The sequence below is a fragment of the Streptomyces sp. NPDC048659 genome (genome assembly GCF_040650575.1).
In the GTDB taxonomy this organism is placed as follows: domain Bacteria; phylum Actinomycetota; class Actinomycetes; order Streptomycetales; family Streptomycetaceae; genus Streptomyces.
Genome location: NZ_JBEZHM010000037.1, coordinates 49,049 through 67,883 on the forward strand (window position 1 = coordinate 49,049; position 18,835 = coordinate 67,883).

Below are 18,835 nucleotides of genomic sequence, written 5' to 3' on the forward strand. Positions count from 1 at the left end.
GCCGACCCGGCCGGGTTAGCCGGTTCGGCGGAGAAAGCGACGACGAGGACCATGACCACGATCAGTGCCGACACCACGACCGGGGGACAGGGTGCCGTGCTGCTCCTGGACCGGACGCGCAGCGTCGTCGACCCCCAACTACGCAGCACCGTCGAGTCGTTGCCCGGCTCGATACGGCGGGTGGCGATGTACCACTTCGGCTGGGAGCACGCCGACGGGACCCCCGCGGAGGGCGCCGGGGGCAAGGCGATCCGCCCGGCCCTGGTGCTCGCGGCGACCCGCGCGTTCGGCGCGGACCCCGCCCCGGCGGTGAAGGCCGCCGCCGCGGTGGAGCTCGCGCACAACTTCACGCTGCTCCACGACGACATCGTCGACGAGGACCCGACCCGCCGGCACCGCCCCACGGCCTGGACGGTGTTCGGCATCCCCGACGCGCTCATGGCGGGCGACGCGATGTCCGCGCTGGCGCTGCGGCTGCTCGCCGAGGACCCGCACCCGGCCTCGACCGCCGCCGCGGCCCGGCTCGCCGCCTGCGTCATCGAGCTCTGCGCGGGACAGCAGGCCGACTGCGCCTTCGAGCGGCGCGGGCCGCGCGAGGTGGGCCTGGACGAGGTGGTGGCGATGGCCACCGCCAAGACCGGCGCCCTGCTCGGCTGCGCCTGCGCGGTGGGCGCGCTGTACGCGGGGGCGGGCGAGGAGGAGGTCGCGGCGATGGACGCGTTCGGCCGCGAGGCCGGGCTCGCCTTCCAGCTGATCGACGACCTCATCGGCATCTGGGGCGACCCGGGGCGCACGGGCAAGCCCGCCGGGGCCGACCTCGTCGCCCGCAAGAAGTCGCTGCCCGTCGTGGCCGCGCTCGGCTCCGGCACCCCGGCGGGCGAGGAGCTGGCCGAGCTGTACGCGCGCCCGGTGCTGGACCCCGCGGCGGTGCGGGCGGCGGCGGACGCGGTCGAGCGGGCCGGGGCCCGGGACTGGGCGCAGGCGCAGGCGGCCGAGCGGATGGCCCGCGCGGTGGAGCAGCTGTCCCGGGCGGTGCCGGACCTGTCGGCGGCGGGCGACCTGCTGGCGCTCGCGGAGTTCGTGACCCGCAGGAACCGCTGACGGGGACGGGCGAGGAGAAAGGCCGTACGAAAGGCCGTACGAAAGGGCTTGCGTAACCACTACGGGTAAAGCACTATGGGCGAAGTGGTCAGACCGGCCATGCTCCCTGAGGAAAGAGACCCCGGCTTGCGCAAGCTCACGTACTACGTCGCCTGCACCCTCGACGGCTTCATCGGCGACCCCCACGGCGACGCCTCGACCATGTTCCAGTTCATGGACGAGGAGTACGCCGCCTTCATGAACGCCGAGTACCCGGACACGATCCCCACCGCGTTCCGCGACGCCTTCGGGCTCGCGGGCGTGCCCAACAAGCGCTTCGACACCGTCATCCAGGGCCTCGGCTCGTACCGCCTGGCCCTGGACGCGGGTGTGACCAGCCCGTACGCCCATCTGCGGGAGATCGTCGCGAGCCGCTCGCTCGCGGAGTCGCCCGATCCGAACGTCGAGCTGGTCGCCGGCGACCTCGTCGGCCGCGTCCGCGCGCTCAAGGCCGAGGACGGCGGGCTCGGCATCTGGCTCTGCGGCGGCGCGCAGGTCGCGGGGGAGCTGGCCGACGAGATCGACGAGCTCGTCATCAAGTCGTACCCGCAGGTCTACGGCTCCGGAATGCCGATGTTCGCCACCGGCTTCGGCGTCCGCGACTTCGAGCTCCAGGACGTACGGAGCTTCGGCAACGGGGTCGTCGTGCGCGCGTACGCCAGGAAGCGGTGACGGCGGGAAGCGGTGCCGGGCTGGTCGTCCTACGCTGGAGACATGACCGAGGCGGCACCGCACACCACGCGGGACCCCCGGGCCGAGCGGCGCTGCGCGGCCTGCGGGGAGCCGCGTGAGGTCCATGCCCGGCGGCACAAGGTGCTGGGCGCCTGGGTGCCCGAGTGGGCGGTGGGGCCGTGCCGGAACCCGCGCTGCGAGCGGTACGAGCCGCCCGGCGACGCCCCCTGAAGGCAGGCGGCCGGGCGCCGAGTGGTCGGAGCGGAAGCCGCGAGCGCGCATCTGACCGGCAAGAACGGCGAGAGCGGCGAGACCGGGAGAAGTCCGGCCACAGGGTGACCGGCCGAGCGCCGGAGCCGGTCATACCGCTACAGTCCGCGCATGTCATCGGAGTCGACAGAAGTCTGGACCGGTTGGTACCGGGACCGCCTCGGGGCGGAAGCGATCGTGATCGCGGCCGACGGGGGCCATGTGGCCACCCGGATCAGGGGAATCGAGTACACGGGCGCGAGCTTCGCCGCGCTGCGGGCCGCGGACGAGGGCGGGCAGGCCCTCGGCGGATGCGTGCTGGAGTGGGACCTCCCGCTCCCCGTGGTCGCGGACGGCGCGACCCGGCAGGCCACGCTCAGCTGCCTGTTGACGCTCGGCGAGCGGGCCGACCTCGGCCTGACGCTGCACTACGCGGGCGCGGCCTACGAATCCGGCCTCGCCGGGGCCGACTTCGAGGAGGCCCTCGCGCGGGTGGCCCGCCAGCTGCCGCCCGGCACGGAGTTCGGCCGGAGGCTGCTGCGGGCCGCAGTCTGACTTTCCCGGACCTCTCCGGACCTGTCCGGGCCTTCCCCGACCTTCCCGGGCCCGGGGCCGCGACGGCACTCGGCCGCCGCGGCCCCGGGCCCGGTGTCGGAGAGATCAGAGAGTCAGAGAGTCAGGGGCTCAGTGGGGCGGGCGCTCAGGGGGTCTTGAACGCCGAGGCCAGCCCGTACCGCCACAGCTGGTCGACGCGGGCGCGCTCCGTGGCGTTCGGGTTGGCGTTCTGGCAGGACGTGCCGGGCCCGCCGCCGGACATCAGCTCGCTGCACGGGCCGCTGTAGCGGTCGGGCAGGCCGAGCACGTGCCCGGTCTCGTGGGCGGTGACGCGGGTGGAGTTGTACTGCTGGTTCTGCCGGTAGTCGAGGAAGATGTAGCCGCTGCCGTGCCCGTCGGTGCTCGCGTACGAGCCGCGGGAGTCGTTGCCCTCGTAGTAGCTGAAGTCGGGGTTGGACCCCTCCACCAGACGTACGTTGACGACGGAGCTGTTCCAGATCTGCGCGGAACGGGATATCTGGGTCCGGAAGCTGGGAGCGTTGGCGGCGCTGTAGACCACGGTCACGGCGGCGGCACCAGGCGCGGCGGCCCGCTTCTTCGCCACGGACTTCACGACGGCGTCGAAGAACGCCTGGTTGGCCTTGGCCTCCGCGCTCGAACCCGCGTAAGCGGTGTAGCCGACGACGCCGGCGCCCGGAGCGGGCGCCGCGACCGCCGTGGCGGGCGCGGCGCCGAGGGAGAGGGTGAGGCCGGCACCGAGAGCGGTGGTCAGCAGGGTGGTGAGGACCTTCGGGTGTCGCATGGGGGGCTCCTCCTGTGGGGTTGAGGAGAGTGTCGGGGGAGCCGGGGCGCCTGGGGATGATGTCAGCAGCCGATAGCCTCGACGCATCACCGTTCTGTCAAATCCCTACCAATTGACGGTAGTTGATGCTAGATACGCCGTCTGGTGCCGTGGCCGGGTGCCGCCCTAACCTCGGCTCCATGGAGCTGGAGGTCAGGCACCTGCGGGCGCTCTGCGCCATCGCGGAGGCCGGGAGTCTGCACAAGGCGGCGCGTCGGCTGGGCGTGAGCCAGCCCTCGCTGACCACCCAGCTGCGGCGCATCGAGAACGCCCTGGGCGGCGAGCTCTTCTCCCGCACCCGCACCGGCTGTCACCCGACCCCGCTGGGCCGCACGGTGCTCGGCCGGGCCCGGCCGCTCGTCGACGGCATGAGCGCGCTGATCAGCGAGACCCGTGCCGCCGCGGCGCGCACCGAGGGGCCCGCGCTCCGCGTCGGCTCCACCGCGAGCCGCGCGCTGCCCGGCTGGCTGCGGAGGCTGCGCGCGTACCGGCCGGGCGGCGACATCGCCCTGCGCGTGGACGTCTCGGCGCACGCGCTGCTGGGCACGGTCGCGGCCGGGCGGCTCGACCTGGCCTTCGTCCACGAGGTGGAGGGCTGCCCGCTGCGGGTGCCGTCCGGGCTGCGGGGCCGCGTGCTGGTCGAACGCGAGCCCCAGTTCATCTCCATGGCCCCCGACCACCCGGCGGCCGGCCGGGAGGTGGTGGAGCTCGCCGACCTGGCCCACGACCGGTGGGCGGTCGACCCGGCCGTCGACGGCGAATGGGACGGTCTGCACCGGGTGCTGCGCGCGGCGGGCCTCGACCCGCCGCTGCTGCACGCGGACTACCACACGGCCGCCTCGCTGATCGCGCTCGGCGAGGCCGTCGCGCCCTGCCAGCCGACCTCGGGCCCGCGCGCGGACATGGCCGTCCGCCCGCTGCGCGGCGACCCGCTGGGCGTCCGCCTGCTGCTGTACGCGGCCCCGGGCGTGCCGCTCGACCGGCCGTACGCCGAACTGGCCGCCGCCTACCGGGAGGCCGCCCTGGGCGCCGCCCCGTACCGGAGCTGGCTGCGCGCGGGCGGGACGGCGGGACCGTGCATGATGTCGGCATGACAACCGTTCCGGCCGCTGCCGCTGCCGCTGCCGCTGCCGCTGCCGCTGCCGCTGCCTCGGAGCCTGCTTCGGCTGCTGCCGCTGCCTCAGACCTCGCCCGCGACCCGGCACGCGTCCGGCACGCCCGCCAGGAGGACCTGGCGCGCGTCGCCGAACTGGCCGCCGAACACGCCGCGTACGAGCAGGCGGCGCCGCCCGCCCCGGGCCTGGCCGACCGCCTCCACTGCCTCCTCTTCGGCACCCCCGCGCCCCGCCTGCGCTGCCTGGTCGCCGAACTCCCCGACACGACCCTCGCGGGCTACGCGACCTGCGCCCCCGAACTCTCCACGTGGGACGCGGCGGAGTACCTCCACATGGACTGCCTCTACCTCACCGAAGCGGCCCGGGGCCACGGCCTGGGCCCCCTCCTGATGGAGGCGGTGGCCACGGAGGCCCGGACGCTGGGCCTGGCGCGGGTCGAATGGCAGACGCCGGAGTGGAACGAGGGCGCGATCCGCTTCTACGACCGCCTGGGCGCGACCCCGAAGCGGAAGCTGCGCTACTCCTGGCGGGCGGACGCGGACTGACCCCGCCCGCGCGCCGGGCCCGGGCGGCCCGCCCGTACCTCAGCCCTGCGCGCTGTCACCGGCATCGCCGCCATCGCCACCGTTGGCGGCCCCGGCAGCATCTGCGGCCCCCGTGGAACCCTCGGCCCCCTTGCCCCCGCCCGTCTTCTCCCGCATCTTGCGCACCAGCTCGGCCTTCTTCTCCGCGGCGGTCCGGCGGTCGAAGTTGCGGTGCGGCCCGTTGGCGTCCCGCTCGGCCCGCGACTGCCGCTTGCGCTGGCCGCCGCCCTGGCCGATGGGGTTGTTGATGTTCTTGCTGTCGGGCATGGCTTCTCCAGGACGAAGGAAAGCGATCTACGGGAACCGGCGCACCGACACCTGCCGGAACACGACAACGACGGTACCCGCTCGTACGGACACGGCACGTCGGGCGGTGGACGGGCCGGTGAGGGGCTCAGCGGCCGGAGCCGGAAGACACCGCCGCGCCGCCGGACGGCGGCCAGGGACCGGCGAGGAGGCGACGCACCTCCTGGACGAGCGGCTCCACCAGGTCTTCCCGGTCGCCTCGGGCCAGCGCCGACCAGTCGTCGTACGCCTCGGTCAGGTCGACCAGCGGCCTGAGGGACTCCGGCCGGCCGAGATTGGCCCAGCCCTCGTACACGACGAGGTCGGCCCCCGTACCGGGCGCGAGGCTGCCGTTGTCGACCAGCCCGAGCCACCAGCGGACGAGCTCCCAGCGGGCCGCCTCCCACGGAAGGCCGGTGGTGTCGGCGGGGAGGCCCGGGCGCAGGCCGAGCTCGTCCACCACTCGGTCGAACAGCCCCTCGGCCCGCTCGCCCTCGGCGCGGGTGAGCCCGGCGAGCAGCGGGAGCGACTCCGTCTCGACGCCGAGGACGAGCGCCGTGACCCCGGCCTCGACGAACTGTTCCGGATAGTGGGGCCGGCCGGTCAGGCGCTCCACGGCGAGCATGCGGAGGCAGTCGACGGCCTCCCGCGCGGTCGTGGCGTACGGGGTGAAGGGGGTGGGCAGCGAGGTGTCGACGCCGGGACCGCCCTCCACGAAGTACGACCAGAAGTCGACCGTCGTACGGGCGAGGGCGTTGGACGGCGGGCCGCCGAACTCGGCGCGGAGGTAGTCGGTGAGGTCGTTCCCGTACACGATGATGTCGGTCTGCCAGACGGACAGGACGGGATGGCCGTGCTGGCCCGGCGTGCCGGGGAGGTAGCGGTGCGAGTAGACGGGTATCAACCGCGGTACGTGCGCGAGTTCGGCCCGCGCGACGCGCAGCGCCTCGGCGGTCGCGTCCGGCCGCGGCGGCCAGAGGGGGTGCCAGAGGCCGTTGTGCTCGACGTCGAAGAGCGCGCCCTCGACCGGCCGCGCGAGGCGCCAGGCGAGGTCCTCGGGGTCGCCGTCGCGCCAGTCGGGCCAGTGCGGCGAGCCGTTCGGGAGGCCGACGGACAGGAAGACCCGGTGGTCGGCCGCGAAGGTGAACCCGAACCGCGCCTCGACCGCGTCGAGCTCCCGCTCGCTGAGACCGGGCGCGATCGTGGTGCGGAGCCTGCTCTGCAGGGCTCGGGCGGCGTCGGGTGTCAGGCGCGGGGCGGTCCAGGAGTTCATGCGCGGGAGCCTAGGGAGGGGCCGGCGGGGAGGACAACGCGTATGCGTCCCCGGCCCGGCGGGCTAGCGGGCGATGGCGGACGGCCTACCCGCCCCCGGCGGGCGGCAGTACGGTGTGCGGGCGCGGGCGGTGTGCCCGCTTGCCCGACTCCCGTGCCCGGCCCGACACCACCCACCCCGGAGTTGCCGCCGTGACCGACCTGTCCGCAGCCCACGCCGCCGCCGTCACCGACCGGGCCCGCCTGACGGGGAGCGCCTACGACGGGGACAGGGACCTGGCCGCCCGGCAGGCGGTGTACCGCTGGCAGCAGCCCCGGTACGACCTGCCCGGGCTCGTCGCCGAGCGGCTGCGGGACGTGCGCGGGCGGGTGGTCGACGTCGGCTGCGGCAACGGCATGGCGCTGCGGCGGCTGCGGCGGGACCGGCCCGACCTGTCCGTGCTCGGCCTCGACCTCTCGCCCGGCATGGTCGCCGCCCTCCCCGGCCCGGTCGCCGTGGCGGACGCGACGCGCCTGCCGCTGGCGGAGGGGAGCGCCGACGCCGCCTTGGCGCTCCACATGCTGTACCACGTGCCCGACATCCCCGGGGCCGTACGGGAGCTGGACCGGGTCGTCGCGCGTGACGGGCTGGTGGTCGTGTCCACCAACGCCGCCCGAGACAAGGCCGAACTGGACGACCTCTGGCAGCGCGCCGCCGGCGAGGTCCTGGGCGTCGACCGGGGCCCGTCCCGCATCCCGCTCGGCGCCCGCTTCCCCCTGGAGGCGGCCCCGGCCCTGCTCGGCGAGCGCTTTGCCCGCGTGGAGGTGACCGAACTGCCGGCGACCATCAGCGTCCCCGACCCCGAACCGGTCGTCGCCTACCTGGCCTCCTACCGCGCCTGGGCCGACCAGCACGCCGTCCCCTTCGACGCGACGATCGAGCGCGCCCGAGCCTTGCTCGCCGACCACATCGCCCGGCACGGCTCGTACGAGATCACGTGCCGCGCGGGCATCCTCGTCTGCCGGAAGTGAAGGGGAACGCACCGCGGCCGAAGGCTGGTGCACACTCACCAGGTGATCGTCCTGCACCCTGTCCTGGAAATCCTCACCCCCGCCGACTTCGACCTCTGGCCGGTCGCCTCGGGGCTGACCGGCTTCCTGCCGCTCAGCGGGGCGCTCGATCCGGTACGGGTCGGCACGGCGGTGATGCGCATCGCCGACTGCAACGACTACGCCCCGGAGACAGGCGATCCGCGCCCGGCCGATCCGCTGGGGAGCTTCCTGCACGGACTGCTCACCCTGGACGACCTCTACATCGCGGGCGGCCTGCAGGTCACGGACACCACGACCGGCACCGTCCTGCAGCCTGGCTGCTGCAACGGCCTTGAGGAGCGGGGCGACTGGCTGGAGGTCCTCGACGGCGAGGGCTGGGCGACCTTCGGGCACAGCCCCTCCCCGGACGCCCACCGGGTGGGCGACGTGGTGCGGTTGACCGTCGACGCGAACCAGGACGACGGCCTGGTGATCGAACTCCCCGCCGACCGGCTGCGCGAACTCCTCGCCGACGCGGAACGCGACCTGACCGACTTCCTCCACCTGGCCGCCTCCTGGGCCGACCACCACCTCCCGGACCATGCGACCCCCGTCACCGCGGCACTCGCCCGAGCCCTCGACCTCCCCGCACCGCCGAGGCCGTAGCGCCCTGGCCACACGACACCGCACCCGGTCGGCGCGGGCGCCTGACCGGGTGCGGTGGGGTGAGACCGGTTCGATCCGGTGAATCAAGCCTTCGTGGTCTCCTAGTAAGGGGGTGGGTCGGTGACCTGCGGTGATGGGTGCTGTAGGTCGCTGACCTGGCCTTTTGGGGACGGCTGGCGATGGGTGCTGACGGTCGTGGTCGGTGTCTTGCGGACTGTGTGCGAACTGGCAGGTTCGGTACCTCCCAGTAGCGAGCGAGCGAGCGAGCCTCAGCCTCGTCGGGCTCGAACCGAGGATCGATCAGTTCCGAGACGGCCACAGGCCTGATGAAGGACGTGATGCAGTTTCGGTGGAGTCGAGCAGCGCTAGCGCGGTGAAGGTGCTGTCCTCCATGCGCCGGGAGACGACCCGGAGAATGCTGCTCTTCGTGGGGGCCGGGATGGGTTCTCGGTCGCCGATGATCCTGTCGAGCTCGGGTCGACCGTGAATGGTGCAGCAGCGGGTCGCAGGAATGGCCAGGACCAGTCAGCCGGTTACGGTTTGTGACCACCGTCAAGGCTTTTGAGGGAGGTGTCTTGTGGGACCCAAGCGGTCGGTGTCTACGACCCACCGGTTCCAAGAGGCGTATACGAGTGAGTCTGCCACGCTCCACCCAGACGCCCCTGAAGGAGACGGCGCAACGCACGGATCGTCCCCAACGGGTGCCCTGCCGTTAGGCGTGGATGGTGAGCATTCGCGCTCGCTCGTACATCTTGCCCCTTCCGTGGTTGCGGCGGCAGCTGCTCTGGAATGTAGATGCAGGTTGTGTACACCCTGGGTGTAGTGAACTCCGCTGCGGGGCAACTCAAGTGACCGTCCCCGTTGTGAGTCGGCGAGCGGGCCACGTGCGTCCTGCTGGCCATCACCGCTGGGCACGATTGCCGCTCCCAGGTGCGGTGGGTCTGCACGTCCTACGAGGTAGCAGCTGCGCCGAAGACTTCTCGGCCCGTGCCATCTCTCCATGGCAGGACAGCGTCGCTTGACCTGGCGTCGCCCAGTGCATCCATGGAGCTGCGGAGGGGCCTAGACGCAGGTAGGCCCCGCTCGGCTTGTCCTAGTACGGCGTGCCGCAGAGCAGGCCTTTGCGGTACCCGCACCTGCGGGTTCATAGGGAGGGCTGCCTAGTTGACACATCTAGACACCGAGGATCTCTGAAGGGGAGGCGATGTGTGGGTCAACGGCTCTATGCTCACGCGGAGTTGCATAGCAAAGATGCCTGGAGGGGTAGTGGCGTTGGAAGAGAGCATGGAATGCCTGGGTGCGCGTCAGGCTTGCATCCACTCGCTGGCAGAGCTGTACGCAGCCGCAGGTAGCCCCTCTCTGCGCGACATCAGTAAGGGCATGAACAGGAACTACAGGCAACGCGGCCACGGAGAGGTGCTTAGTCACGAGACCATCCGCAAGGTGCTCAGGGTGGACGGTAGGCACCGCTGGAGGACAGTGGATGCGATCGTGAGGTTCCTGGCCGCATCCTGCGTAACACCACGCGATCCAGATGCCGTTGCTGAGCAGCTCCGCCCTCTGTGGCAAGGCGCCATGGAGAGCGGCAAGTGAGATTCGGCTAGTCGCGCACTGCGTCGTGAGTCCAAACCTGCATACCGATTACTGCAAGTGGAAAGGGAAGTGCGGGTGCATACAGAGGTGCATATGGTTACGCCAGAACTCGCCGAGCGCTGGTTGAGCAAGAACAAACACAATCGCCCGATGAGCCGGCAGTCCGTGTCGCAACTCGCACGGGCCATCGAGCGTGGAGAATGGCAACTAACGCATCAGGGCATTGCATTTGATGAGGACGATACTCTGATCGATGGCCAGCATCGCTTGGCAGCGGTAGTCAAGGCTGGTGTGGCTGTGCAGATGGCCGTTACTCGCGGCGTACCACGCGAAGCCTTCACAGTCATGGACACTGGTCGCAAGCGCACAGGAAGTGACGCGCTCTCCTTGAAAGGAGAGGCGAATGCGACTCATCTCGCGGCCTCTCTGCGAGGTCTCCACCTCTACCTGAGCGCTTCTGAGGCCAAGTGGGCTGGCTGGTCTTCGCTGGTTACCAATGACCAGCTGGTAGCGATTTTGGATGAGCACCCTGGGATACGCGAGATGATCAGTCGGGGCACGGCTCTCAATCGAGCGATCAAGATTACTGTCACCGCGGCGACGGTTGGCTACTACGTAACCAGCAAAGAACGACCTGATGTTGATCAGGAGCGGTGGTACGAACAGCTGCTCACCGGTGCGGGGCTGGAGCAAGGAGATCCTCGGCTGACCCTGCGCAACACGCTACTTGGATTGGCTGCGGGAAACAGGCACCGGAAGCGTGAGGACTCTAGGGAACACCTGGTCTACTACCTCAAAGCGTGGAACGCCTGGGTGGAGGGGCGACCGCTGAAACTGTTGCGTCGCTATTCCAAGGAACAGATGCCGAAGGTTTCGAAGAAGGAGCAGGTCCTACTGGAGCCGATCTCCCCGACCAGCCTCTGACCGCCTGAAGTTCAGAAACAGCCTTCGTGCCCAGTCCGGAATCGGGTTCCGAAGGGTGCGCGAGCGGTGCTCAGACGATTTGCCCGTGCCTACATCCTTGGTGCTGGCTCATTCGTGCGCAGGGGGAGGCCCAAGTAGCCCACTGGGACGAGATGCAGACGTCCGCTTGCGCACGGGGCCGTTGTTTGGGCTGCCACACACCCGAAGACCTTGGACGGCCTGATGTGGCACTACCTGAGCACGAGGCGGGGTGCTAGGCGATGCTGCTCAACCCATGCGTGTAACCGAGTGTGTCCTGGACGTGCCTGCACGTGGACGTCCACGGATTGAACTTGGAGCCAGGCTCTGGCTCGACAAGCCTCCGCCGGAACCCGTCTCTCTACCACAGATCCACGAGTCCCGGCGGATGGTCCTACCCCATCGACTGAGGAGAACTATGTTCAGCATGCCTCCTGCTCAGCCTGAAGGCGAGCGCCCTCCCCTAATCGAAACTCTGGCCGCTGCAGTGGCTGTCGGATACGCAGCGGGCTCCAACGTTGGAACCGGGACCGCACCTGAGCAGACGGTTGGTATCGCGGTCGCTTGCATCGTTGCCTGGGTGTGGGGCAAGGTGCGGCCTTGACTACGCCAGGCGAGGGCCGTTGTCCCTTTGGCGTAGCTGCCTTGGTGCACGGTCTTCTGTGAAGAGGGTCCTGTGTAGCTCGCTAGCGTCGCCGAGATAGGTGATCGCCGATTCACGTGCGCCCGGAAGTTCGACGGGCGAGGAAGTCGTCCAGTGCGTCTGGCGTCACGGTTAGGGCGTCAGCGTCTTCGCGGTTGTGGCGTTCCTTGAGGCGGGCCAGAAGTTCGTCTCGGTCGGCGAGAAGGTAGACAAGGACGGGGTGGCCGCCGGCTTGGCGGACGGTGGTCTGCCAGGCCGTGCGGTCGGCTCGGGTCCAGAGGCCGTGGTCGAGGACGACATCGTGGCCTGCGGTGAGTTGGTGGTGGATGGTTTCGAGGGCGAGGTGTTCGCGCTCGAAGTAAGTGTGTTCGGGGTAGTCGATGCCGTAGCGGCCGTGGAGGCGGTGGACTTCCTCGTCGACGGAGAGGTGGGTGGAGCCTCGTTCGGCGAGCGCTTTGGCGAGGGTGGTTTTCCCGGAACCGGTGATGCCGATCAGGAGGACGGTGAGCGGCATGCGGGCGGTCTTCGTGGTGTTGCGGGATGGCGCGGGCATTGTCCCCAATTGCGGGCGGCCGGGGTGGGAGGACACCAGGTGGTGTGGACGGTGTGGGCCTCGGAATGCCGGTTGATAGGGGAGTTGGTCGAGGCCGACGCAGCGGAAGGCGAAGCGGGGGTCGGCGAGGTTTATGGTGCCGCAGTGGTCGTTGAGGTGGGTGAGGAGGCGGCTGGCTTCGTCGCGTACGGCTTGCATGTGCTCCTGCCAGGTGCCGGAGCTCAAGTGGGTGACGCGGCGCCGGAGGTCGTCGACGATGCCGGAGCACCACTTGAAGTGGTGGACGGCGGCCAGGTGGGTGGGGTTGGGGTGGTGGCCGGGGGCTCGGTGGTTGCCGGATGCGAGGGCGACGTCGTGGGTCTCCGAAACGCCTTGTCGCAAGATCACCCTTCCTCCGCTTTCGGATGCGGAGGTCACTCCGCCCACCGTCACGCAGGTGGCGGCGATGGCAGAGGTGATGCCGCCGTACATCCGCGCAGTCATCGTCGCCCTCGGCGGATCGGGCTTGCGCATAAGGGAGTTGCTGGGGCTGAAGGTCTCGGACCTGGACTCAAGCTCGGCGCGATCCGTATCGAACGGCAGCGGCTTCAGTCCGGCCTGATCGGGCCGCCGAAGACCAGTAAGTCGCGGCGTACGGTCCCGGTCGGCGAGGTCGCCACCGACGCGCAGCTTGCGCATCTCGCCGCACGGCCCTCGAAGGAGTGGCTGTTCACGATGGAGGAAGGGGAGCCGCTCAACTACCACCGGTGGAAGACGGAGTGGGACTGCGCTCGCAGGGCACTCCAGGCGGCGGAAAAGGAGGCGGCCGAGCGCGAGGGCCGCAAGCCCGTCGAGCTGCCGCACATGGTGCCCCACGGCCTGCGGCACTTCATACGCCTCCGCGCTCATCGCCGGCGGCGCGAGCGTCAAGCAGGTGCAGCTGGTCCTCGGGCACGCGTCCGCCGTCATCACGCTGCGGATCTACGCGCACCTGTGGCCCGGGGAAGAAGGACCGCACCCGGGCCGTCATGGACGCCGTGCTCGGCGGCCTGCGGACCGGGTGCGGACAGCTAAGCGGCGCGACCCGCGAAAGTGCAGGTCAGGCCGCCTAGAGGGAGATCAAGCCTTCTTGGTCTCCCAGAAGATGCGGTCGATCTCGGCGATGAGCTCCAGCGCCTTCTCGCCCGTCTTCGGGTCCGTCGACGCCTTGGCCGCCGACAGGGCCTTCAGGGTGTCGTTGATGAGCGTGTGCAGCTCGGGGTACTTCTCGAAGTGCGGGGGCTTGAAGTAGTCGCTCCACAGCACCGAGACGTGGTGCTTCGCGAGCTCCGCGCGCTGCTCCTTGATGACCGTGGCGCGGGCGCGGAAGTGCGCGTCCTCGTTGGCCTGGTACTTCTCCTGCACGGCCTTGACCGACTCGGCCTCGATGCGGGCCTGGGCGGGGTCGTACACGCCGCAGGGGAGGTCGCAGTGGGCGCTGACCTTCACCTTGGGGGCAAACAGGCGGGAGAGCATGTGCTGTCCTTCCTCGTGATCGTCTTCTCAGGTGGGACATTACTCGGTGAGAAGCACGTTTTCGCGAGCGCCCCCTAGGGCTTAGGACAAAAGTCCAGGGGGGTTCCGGGACTCGTGGACGATCGGACCGGGAGGCAGTCGATGGTGGGATCGGGGCGGGAGCAGGTGGCCCCGTTCGGGATCGCCGAGGTGACAGGGGTGTCGATGGTGCCCACCCTGCTCCACGGCGACCAGCTGTTCGTGCAGTACGGGGCGCGGCTGCGGCCCGGGAACGTCGCCGTGCTGCGGCATCCGCTGCAGCAGGACCTGCTGATCGTGAAGCGGCTGGTCGAGCGGCGGGACGGCGGCTGGTGGGTGCTCGGGGACAACCCGGACGCCGAGGGGGACAGCCGGGTGTTCGGCGTCGTCCCGGCGCCGCTCGTGCTGGGGCGGGTGCGGGCGCGGTACCGGCCCGTCACCCCCGGGCGTCAGCGGTCGATCGGGGTGGTGCTCGCGTGGCTGGTCTCGGCGGTCAGGCCCGTCGGCTCGGCCAGGTCGGCGCGCTCGGCCTCCTGGCGCTTGCGGGCGCGGTAGGCGGCGACGTTGGCGCGGGTGGCGCAGCGGTCGGAGCAGTAGCGGCGCGAGCGGTTGGTGGAGGTGTCGAGGTACGCGTTGCGGCACGGCGCCGCCTGGCACAGGCCGAAGCGGTCGGCGCCGAACTCCGTCAGGTGGAAGGCCAGGCCCATGGCGGCGATCGCCGCGTAGCCCGCGGTCGCGTTCGAGGGGTGGTCCGCGAGGTGCATGTGCCACCGGGGCCGGCCCTCGTCGTCGAGGTAGTCGTGGCCCGAGATCTGCGGGCTGACCGGGAACTCCAGGAGGAGCGAGTTCAGCAGGTCCACGGCGCCGGTGTGGTCGCCCTCGTCGGCCGCCGTGAACACCGCGCGGAGCCGGGCGCGTACCGCGCGGAAGCGGGTCACGTCGGAGTCCGTCACCCGCCGGGCCATCTGGGACGACGCGCCGAAGAGCTCCCGGACCGCCTCGACCGAGATCAGGGAGTCCTTGGAGCGGGCCGGCTCCTCGGTGTTGACCAAGCGCACGGCGTAATCCGAGTAATAGGCCAGTTCCACTTGTAGTCCTTACTCCGGCGGTCTAGGGTCGATGCGGGGGAGCGTAAGTGACGCGTTCCCTTTGAGGGTATTACGTTGAGGGTGAGGGTGGAGTGATGACGGACCCGACGACGACCGGAACCGACTGGGCGGCCTGGCAGCGGAGCTGGGACCGTCAGCAGGAGTGGTACATGCCGGACCGCGAGGAGCGCTTCCGCGTCATGCTCGACATGGTCGAGGCGCTGGTGGGGCCGGAGCCCCGGGTCCTCGACCTCGCCTGCGGTACGGGAAGTATTACGGACCGGCTGCTCCGCAGGTTCCCGAAGGCCACCAGCGTCGGCGTCGACCTCGACCCCGCGCTGCTCGCGATCGCCGAGGGGTACTTCGCCGGGGACGAGCGGGTCGCGTTCGTGACCGCCGACCTCAAGGACCCCGACTGGACCGCCGCGCTGCCCCACGACACGTACGACTGCGTCCTCACCGCCACCGCCCTCCACTGGCTGCGCAGCGAGCCGCTGGCCGGGCTGTACGGGCGGCTCGCCGGGCTGGTGCGGGACGGCGGGGTCTTCATGAACGCCGACCACATGATCGACCGGGACACCCCTCGCATCAACGCCGCCGAGCGCGCCCACCGGCACGCCCGGATGGACGCCGCCAAGGCCGCCGGGGCCCTCGACTGGGCCGACTGGTGGGCGCTCGCCGCCGCGGACCCCGTCCTCGCCGGGCCCACCGCCCGCCGCTTCGAGATCTACGGCGAGCACGCCGACGGCGACATGCCCGCGCCCCGCTGGCACGCCGACACCCTCCGCGCCGCCGGCTTCGGCGAGGCCCGGACCGTGTGGGCCTCGCCCTCCGACACGCTGCTCCTCGCCGTGAAGTAGGAGTGGGAGGAGTCGGAGAGACGGGCGCCGGAAACGGGGAGGGGCGGTACGGGCTTTCGCCCGTACCGCCCCTCCCCGTTCTCTCCCCTGCTACAGCACCTTCGACAGGAACGCCTTCGTCCGGTCGTGCTGCGGGTTGGTCAGGACCTCGCGCGGGTTGCCCGACTCCACGACCACGCCGCCGTCCATGAAGACCAGCGAGTCGCCCACCTCGCGGGCGAAGCCCATCTCGTGGGTGACGACGATCATCGTCATGCCGGACTCCGCCAGGTCGCGCATGACGTCCAGGACGTCGCCCACCAGCTCCGGGTCGAGCGCCGAGGTCGGCTCGTCGAAGAGCATCAGCTTCGGCTCCATGGCCAGCGCGCGGGCGATCGCCACGCGCTGCTGCTGGCCGCCGGAGAGCTGCGAGGGGTAGTTCCCCATCTTGTCGCCGAGGCCGACCCGGTCGAGGAGGCGCTCGGCGCGCTCCCGCGCCACCGCCTTGGTCTCGCCCTTGACCTGGACCGGCGCCTCCATGACGTTGGCCAGGGCCGTCATGTGCGGGAACAGGTTGAAGCGCTGGAAGACCATGCCGATGTCCCGGCGCTGGGCCGCGACCTCGCTGTCCTTCAGCTCGTACAGCTTGTCGCCCTTCTGGCGGTAGCCCACCAGCTGGCCGTCGACCGAGAGCCGGCCGCCGTCGATGCGCTCCAGGTGGTTGATGCAGCGCAGGAAGGTCGACTTTCCGGAGCCGGAGGGGCCGACCAGGCAGAAGACCTCGCCGTTGCGGACCTCCAGGTCGATGCCCCGGAGGATGTGGGCCGCGCCGTACGACTTGTGGACGCCCTCCGCCTTGACCATGAGCTGACCGGTCATGCCGATGCCTCCGGGGAGCGCTTGAACGTTGCGAGGTTCGTCTTGACCTTCTGCCACGGGGTGGGCGGCAGGGTGCGGATCGAGCCGCGGGCGAAGCGACGCTCCAGGTAGTACTGGCCGACGCTGAACACGCTGGTCAGGGCCAGGTACCAGATGGAGGCCACGAACAGCATCTCCATCACGGCGCCGGCCGTGTTGCCGATGTTCGAGGACGCGCGCAGCAACTCGGTGTACTGCACGGCCGACACCAGTGACGAGGTCTTCAACATGTTGATGAACTCGTTGCCCGTCGGGGGCACGATCACGCGCATCGCCTGCGGCAGCACGACCCGCCACATCGTCTTCGTCTGCGACATGCCGAGCGCGTGGGCCGCCTCGGTCTGGCCCTCGTCGACCGACTGGATGCCGGCGCGGACGATCTCCGCCATGTACGCGCCCTCGTTGAGGCCGAGGCCGAGCAGCGCGACCATGAACGGCGTCATGACGTCGACGGTCTCGTTCTTGTAGATCGGCCCGAGGTTGATGTACTCGAAGATCAGCGACAGGTTGAACCAGACCAGCAGCTGGACGTAGACCGGGGTGCCGCGGAAGAACCAGATGTACAGCCACGCCACCGCTCCCGTCACCGGGTTCTTCGACAGGCGCATGACCGCGAAGAGGATGCCGAGCACCAGGCCCAGCGCCATCGAGGCGATGCTGATGATGACCGTGTTCTTCAGGCCGTGCAGGATCGACGCGTCGAAGAGCTTGTCCCAGACCGTGGCCCAGATGATGTTGCCCTGGGAGAAGGCGTAGACGAGCCAGGCGAGCAGCGCGACCACCACGACGGCGCTGACCCAGCGTCCGTAGTGCCGTACGGGGATGGCCTTGATGGCCTCGTACGGCGTGCCCGAGGGGCCAGGACCGGCCGGAGCGGCGGCCGGGTCCTTGGAGATCTTGTCAGTCATGACGACTGCCCTTCAGTGGAGCGAGGAGGTCACTTGCCGGCGTTGATCGTCGCCGACTGCACGGCGCTGCCCTCGACGTTCCACTTCTTCAGGGCGGCGGCGTAGGAGCCGTCCTTGATGCTCGCGTCGAGCGCTTCCTTGACGGCGTCGCGCAGCTGGGTCTTGTCCTTGGAGACGCCGATGCCGAAGAGGCCGACGTCGCTCTGGCTGCCGACGACCTCGAAGTCGTTGCCGCCGCCCGAGGTCTTCGCGATGTACGAGGCCACCGGGTAGTCGTTCAGGTCCGCGACCGCGCCGCCGGCCTTGACGCGGGTCTGCGCCTCGGCGTCGGAGTCGAACGCCTGGATGGTGAGCTTCTTGTCGCCGCACTTGGTGGCCTGCGCCTTGAAGGTGTCCTCGTAGACCGTGCCGCGCTGGACGGCGACGGTCTTGCCGCAGAGGTCGTCGAGGGAGTTGATGCCCTGCGGGTTGCCCTTCTTGACCAGGAGGGAGACGCCGGAGCTGAAGTAGTCGACGAAGTCGATGCCCTTGCCGATCTTCTTCCCGCTGTCGTCCAGGCCCTCCTGCCGCTTCTTGTTGTCCGTCATCGAGGACATGATCAGGTCCTGGCGGCCGGTGTAGATCGAGGTGATCAGGCCGTCGAAGGTGCCCGAGACGAACTCGAACTTCACGCCGAGCTGCTTGCTGAGGGCCTCGGCGATGTCGGGGTCGACGCCGACGATCTTGCCGCCCTCGGTGAACTCCATGGGGGCGTACGAGGCGTCCGTGCCGACCTTGATGACGCCGGCCTTCTGGATGTCGGCCGGCAGCTTCGAGAAGAGCGGGGCCTTGGCCGTGCCGGCGGACGACGGGGAGCCGCCCTCCTTGGTCGACCCGCCGTTGGTCTGGTCGCCACAGGCGGTCAGCAGCATGGAGCCGGCGACCGCGATGGCGGCGACCGCGGCAAGACGGGAGGTGCGGGTCTTGGCGGTCGTACAGCGCGTGGAGCGTGCGGTCATGGTCGGGTTCCTCCGGCGTGTGAGGGAGTTGCCTATGGGTCGCGCACGCACCTTCGAGTGCCGCGACCTCGTGTGATTACGGCATCTTGCCATTCGGACCGCCTCAAACCGACGGCCGGTGATGTCAAAATCGGGTAACGGGTCATTCCCGAATGCCGGTGGCCAGTCCTCCCTAGGCAGAACCTTCTTCGGGCGGTGAATGCCCGCACCGGAAATTATCCCGTCGATCTCGCCATTCGGACGATACGAAGGCCGCTATTCGGGTCGGTAATGCACCTATCCGGACATCGAGTGACGTGTCGTTCTCCGTCCGTACCCGGTAGCGCTCGGTATGAGTCACGTCACCGAGGAGGTCCGGACTCGTCTCCGGACCCGTCCGTCCGGTAAGAAGGATCCTTACACCCCTCATCCGGGGCTCAGGGCGCGTTGTGCGGCGCGCCCGCGCGGCTGC

The 18,835-nt window shown here is 70.1% G+C and carries 19 protein-coding genes and 2 pseudogenes; 12 read left to right on the forward strand and 9 right to left on the reverse strand.

Going from position 1 to position 18,835, the window contains the following annotated elements; translation table 11 throughout:
* Positions 1–51: 51 nt before the first annotated feature.
* The 4 genes from AB0C99_RS25600 to AB0C99_RS25615 all read left to right on the forward strand — a co-directional run bounded on the left by AB0C99_RS25600 (position 52) and on the right by AB0C99_RS25615 (position 2,616).
* Positions 52–1,101, forward strand: a complete 1,050-nt coding sequence (locus tag AB0C99_RS25600; protein ID WP_362479323.1) for a family 2 encapsulin nanocompartment cargo protein polyprenyl transferase — start codon at positions 52–54, stop codon at positions 1,099–1,101.
* A gap of 126 nt (positions 1,102–1,227) precedes the next feature.
* Positions 1,228–1,812, forward strand: a complete 585-nt coding sequence (locus AB0C99_RS25605) for a dihydrofolate reductase family protein (protein WP_362479326.1) — start codon at positions 1,228–1,230, stop codon at positions 1,810–1,812.
* 42 nt (positions 1,813–1,854) lie between these two features.
* A complete protein-coding gene (locus AB0C99_RS25610) occupies positions 1,855–2,043 on the forward strand; it encodes a hypothetical protein (protein WP_362479329.1) in 189 nt (62 codons plus the stop codon).
* Between the two features lie 150 nt (positions 2,044–2,193).
* On the forward strand, positions 2,194–2,616 hold the full coding sequence (locus tag AB0C99_RS25615) for a DUF6304 family protein (RefSeq protein ID WP_362479332.1): 423 nt from the start codon (positions 2,194–2,196) through the stop codon (positions 2,614–2,616).
* A 145-nt stretch (positions 2,617–2,761) separates the two neighbouring features.
* Here the strand turns inward: AB0C99_RS25615 and snpA are convergent, their stop codons facing one another.
* On the reverse strand, positions 2,762–3,418 hold the full coding sequence (gene snpA, locus AB0C99_RS25620; RefSeq protein WP_362479334.1) for a snapalysin: 657 nt from the start codon (positions 3,416–3,418) through the stop codon (positions 2,762–2,764).
* A gap of 179 nt (positions 3,419–3,597) precedes the next feature.
* Between snpA and AB0C99_RS25625 the strand changes: the two genes are divergently transcribed.
* Positions 3,598–4,551 carry a LysR family transcriptional regulator gene (locus AB0C99_RS25625; RefSeq protein WP_362479337.1) on the forward strand — a complete coding sequence of 318 codons (954 nt, stop codon included), beginning with the start codon at positions 3,598–3,600 and terminating at the stop codon, positions 4,549–4,551.
* On the forward strand, positions 4,548–5,117 hold the full coding sequence (locus AB0C99_RS25630; RefSeq protein ID WP_362479339.1) for a GNAT family N-acetyltransferase: 570 nt from the start codon (positions 4,548–4,550) through the stop codon (positions 5,115–5,117). The genes AB0C99_RS25625 and AB0C99_RS25630 overlap by 4 nt, the downstream gene beginning before the upstream one ends.
* Before the next feature lie 39 nt (positions 5,118–5,156).
* Here AB0C99_RS25630 and AB0C99_RS25635 read toward each other — a convergent pair whose 3' ends face one another.
* Positions 5,157–5,423, reverse strand: a complete 267-nt coding sequence (locus AB0C99_RS25635) for a DUF6243 family protein (protein ID WP_362479341.1) — start codon at positions 5,421–5,423, stop codon at positions 5,157–5,159.
* A gap of 127 nt (positions 5,424–5,550) precedes the next feature.
* Positions 5,551–6,714 (reverse strand): hypothetical protein, encoded by a 1,164-nt coding sequence (locus AB0C99_RS25640; protein ID WP_362479344.1) that lies wholly within the window; start codon positions 6,712–6,714, stop codon positions 5,551–5,553.
* 191 nt (positions 6,715–6,905) lie between these two features.
* Between AB0C99_RS25640 and AB0C99_RS25645 the strand changes: the two genes are divergently transcribed.
* The 3 genes from AB0C99_RS25645 (at position 6,906) to AB0C99_RS25655 (ending at position 10,907) form a co-directional block, all read left to right on the forward strand.
* The gene (locus AB0C99_RS25645) at positions 6,906–7,724 is read left to right on the forward strand and encodes a class I SAM-dependent methyltransferase (protein WP_362479413.1); all 819 of its coding nucleotides are present in this window, start codon (positions 6,906–6,908) and stop codon (positions 7,722–7,724) included.
* A gap of 42 nt (positions 7,725–7,766) precedes the next feature.
* Positions 7,767–8,390 carry a hypothetical protein gene (locus AB0C99_RS25650; RefSeq protein WP_362479347.1) on the forward strand — a complete coding sequence of 208 codons (624 nt, stop codon included), beginning with the start codon at positions 7,767–7,769 and terminating at the stop codon, positions 8,388–8,390.
* A 1,668-nt stretch (positions 8,391–10,058) separates the two neighbouring features.
* Complete coding sequence (locus AB0C99_RS25655) at positions 10,059–10,907, forward strand: hypothetical protein (protein WP_362479349.1); 849 nt, start codon at positions 10,059–10,061, stop codon at positions 10,905–10,907.
* Between the two features lie 734 nt (positions 10,908–11,641).
* Here AB0C99_RS25655 and AB0C99_RS25660 read toward each other — a convergent pair.
* Complete coding sequence (locus AB0C99_RS25660; RefSeq protein ID WP_362479352.1) at positions 11,642–12,592, reverse strand: ATP-binding protein; 951 nt, start codon at positions 12,590–12,592, stop codon at positions 11,642–11,644.
* Here AB0C99_RS25660 and AB0C99_RS25665 point away from each other — a divergent pair.
* Positions 12,480–13,212 (forward strand): annotated as a pseudogene (locus tag AB0C99_RS25665) (site-specific integrase); the annotation flags it as partial. The gene AB0C99_RS25660 and the pseudogene AB0C99_RS25665 overlap by 113 nt on opposite strands.
* A 7-nt stretch (positions 13,213–13,219) precedes the next feature.
* Here the strand turns inward: AB0C99_RS25665 and sodN are convergent.
* Positions 13,220–13,615, reverse strand: coding sequence for a superoxide dismutase, Ni (gene sodN / locus AB0C99_RS25670; protein ID WP_158990323.1), 396 nt, complete (start codon positions 13,613–13,615; stop codon positions 13,220–13,222).
* A gap of 78 nt (positions 13,616–13,693) precedes the next feature.
* On the opposite strand from sodN, the pseudogene sodX reads away from it, so the two are divergent.
* Positions 13,694–14,188: pseudogene (sodX, locus tag AB0C99_RS25675) on the forward strand (nickel-type superoxide dismutase maturation protease); the annotation flags it as partial.
* Here sodX and AB0C99_RS25680 read toward each other — a convergent pair.
* Positions 14,083–14,721, reverse strand: coding sequence for a CGNR zinc finger domain-containing protein (locus tag AB0C99_RS25680; protein WP_362479355.1), 639 nt, complete (start codon positions 14,719–14,721; stop codon positions 14,083–14,085). The pseudogene sodX and the gene AB0C99_RS25680 sit on opposite strands and share 106 nt — an antisense overlap.
* A 95-nt stretch (positions 14,722–14,816) precedes the next feature.
* On the opposite strand from AB0C99_RS25680, the gene AB0C99_RS25685 reads away from it, so the two are divergent.
* Positions 14,817–15,581: a class I SAM-dependent methyltransferase gene (locus AB0C99_RS25685; protein ID WP_362479358.1), complete on the forward strand. Its 765-nt coding sequence runs from the start codon at positions 14,817–14,819 to the stop codon at positions 15,579–15,581.
* Positions 15,582–15,671: 90 nt separating this feature from the next.
* Here AB0C99_RS25685 and AB0C99_RS25690 read toward each other — a convergent pair whose 3' ends face one another.
* The 3 genes from AB0C99_RS25690 to AB0C99_RS25700 are packed head-to-tail and all read right to left on the reverse strand — an operon-like array spanning position 15,672 to position 18,384.
* Entirely contained in the window at positions 15,672–16,439 is a 768-nt protein-coding gene (locus AB0C99_RS25690; RefSeq protein ID WP_362479361.1) for an amino acid ABC transporter ATP-binding protein, read from the reverse strand.
* Positions 16,436–17,386 carry an amino acid ABC transporter permease gene (locus AB0C99_RS25695; protein ID WP_362479364.1) on the reverse strand — a complete coding sequence of 317 codons (951 nt, stop codon included), beginning with the start codon at positions 17,384–17,386 and terminating at the stop codon, positions 16,436–16,438. Before AB0C99_RS25695 ends, AB0C99_RS25690 begins: the two co-directional genes overlap by 4 nt.
* 29 nt (positions 17,387–17,415) lie before the next feature.
* The gene (locus AB0C99_RS25700; RefSeq protein WP_362479367.1) at positions 17,416–18,384 is read right to left on the reverse strand and encodes an ABC transporter substrate-binding protein; all 969 of its coding nucleotides are present in this window, start codon (positions 18,382–18,384) and stop codon (positions 17,416–17,418) included.
* Between the last annotated feature and the right edge of the window lie 451 nt (positions 18,385–18,835).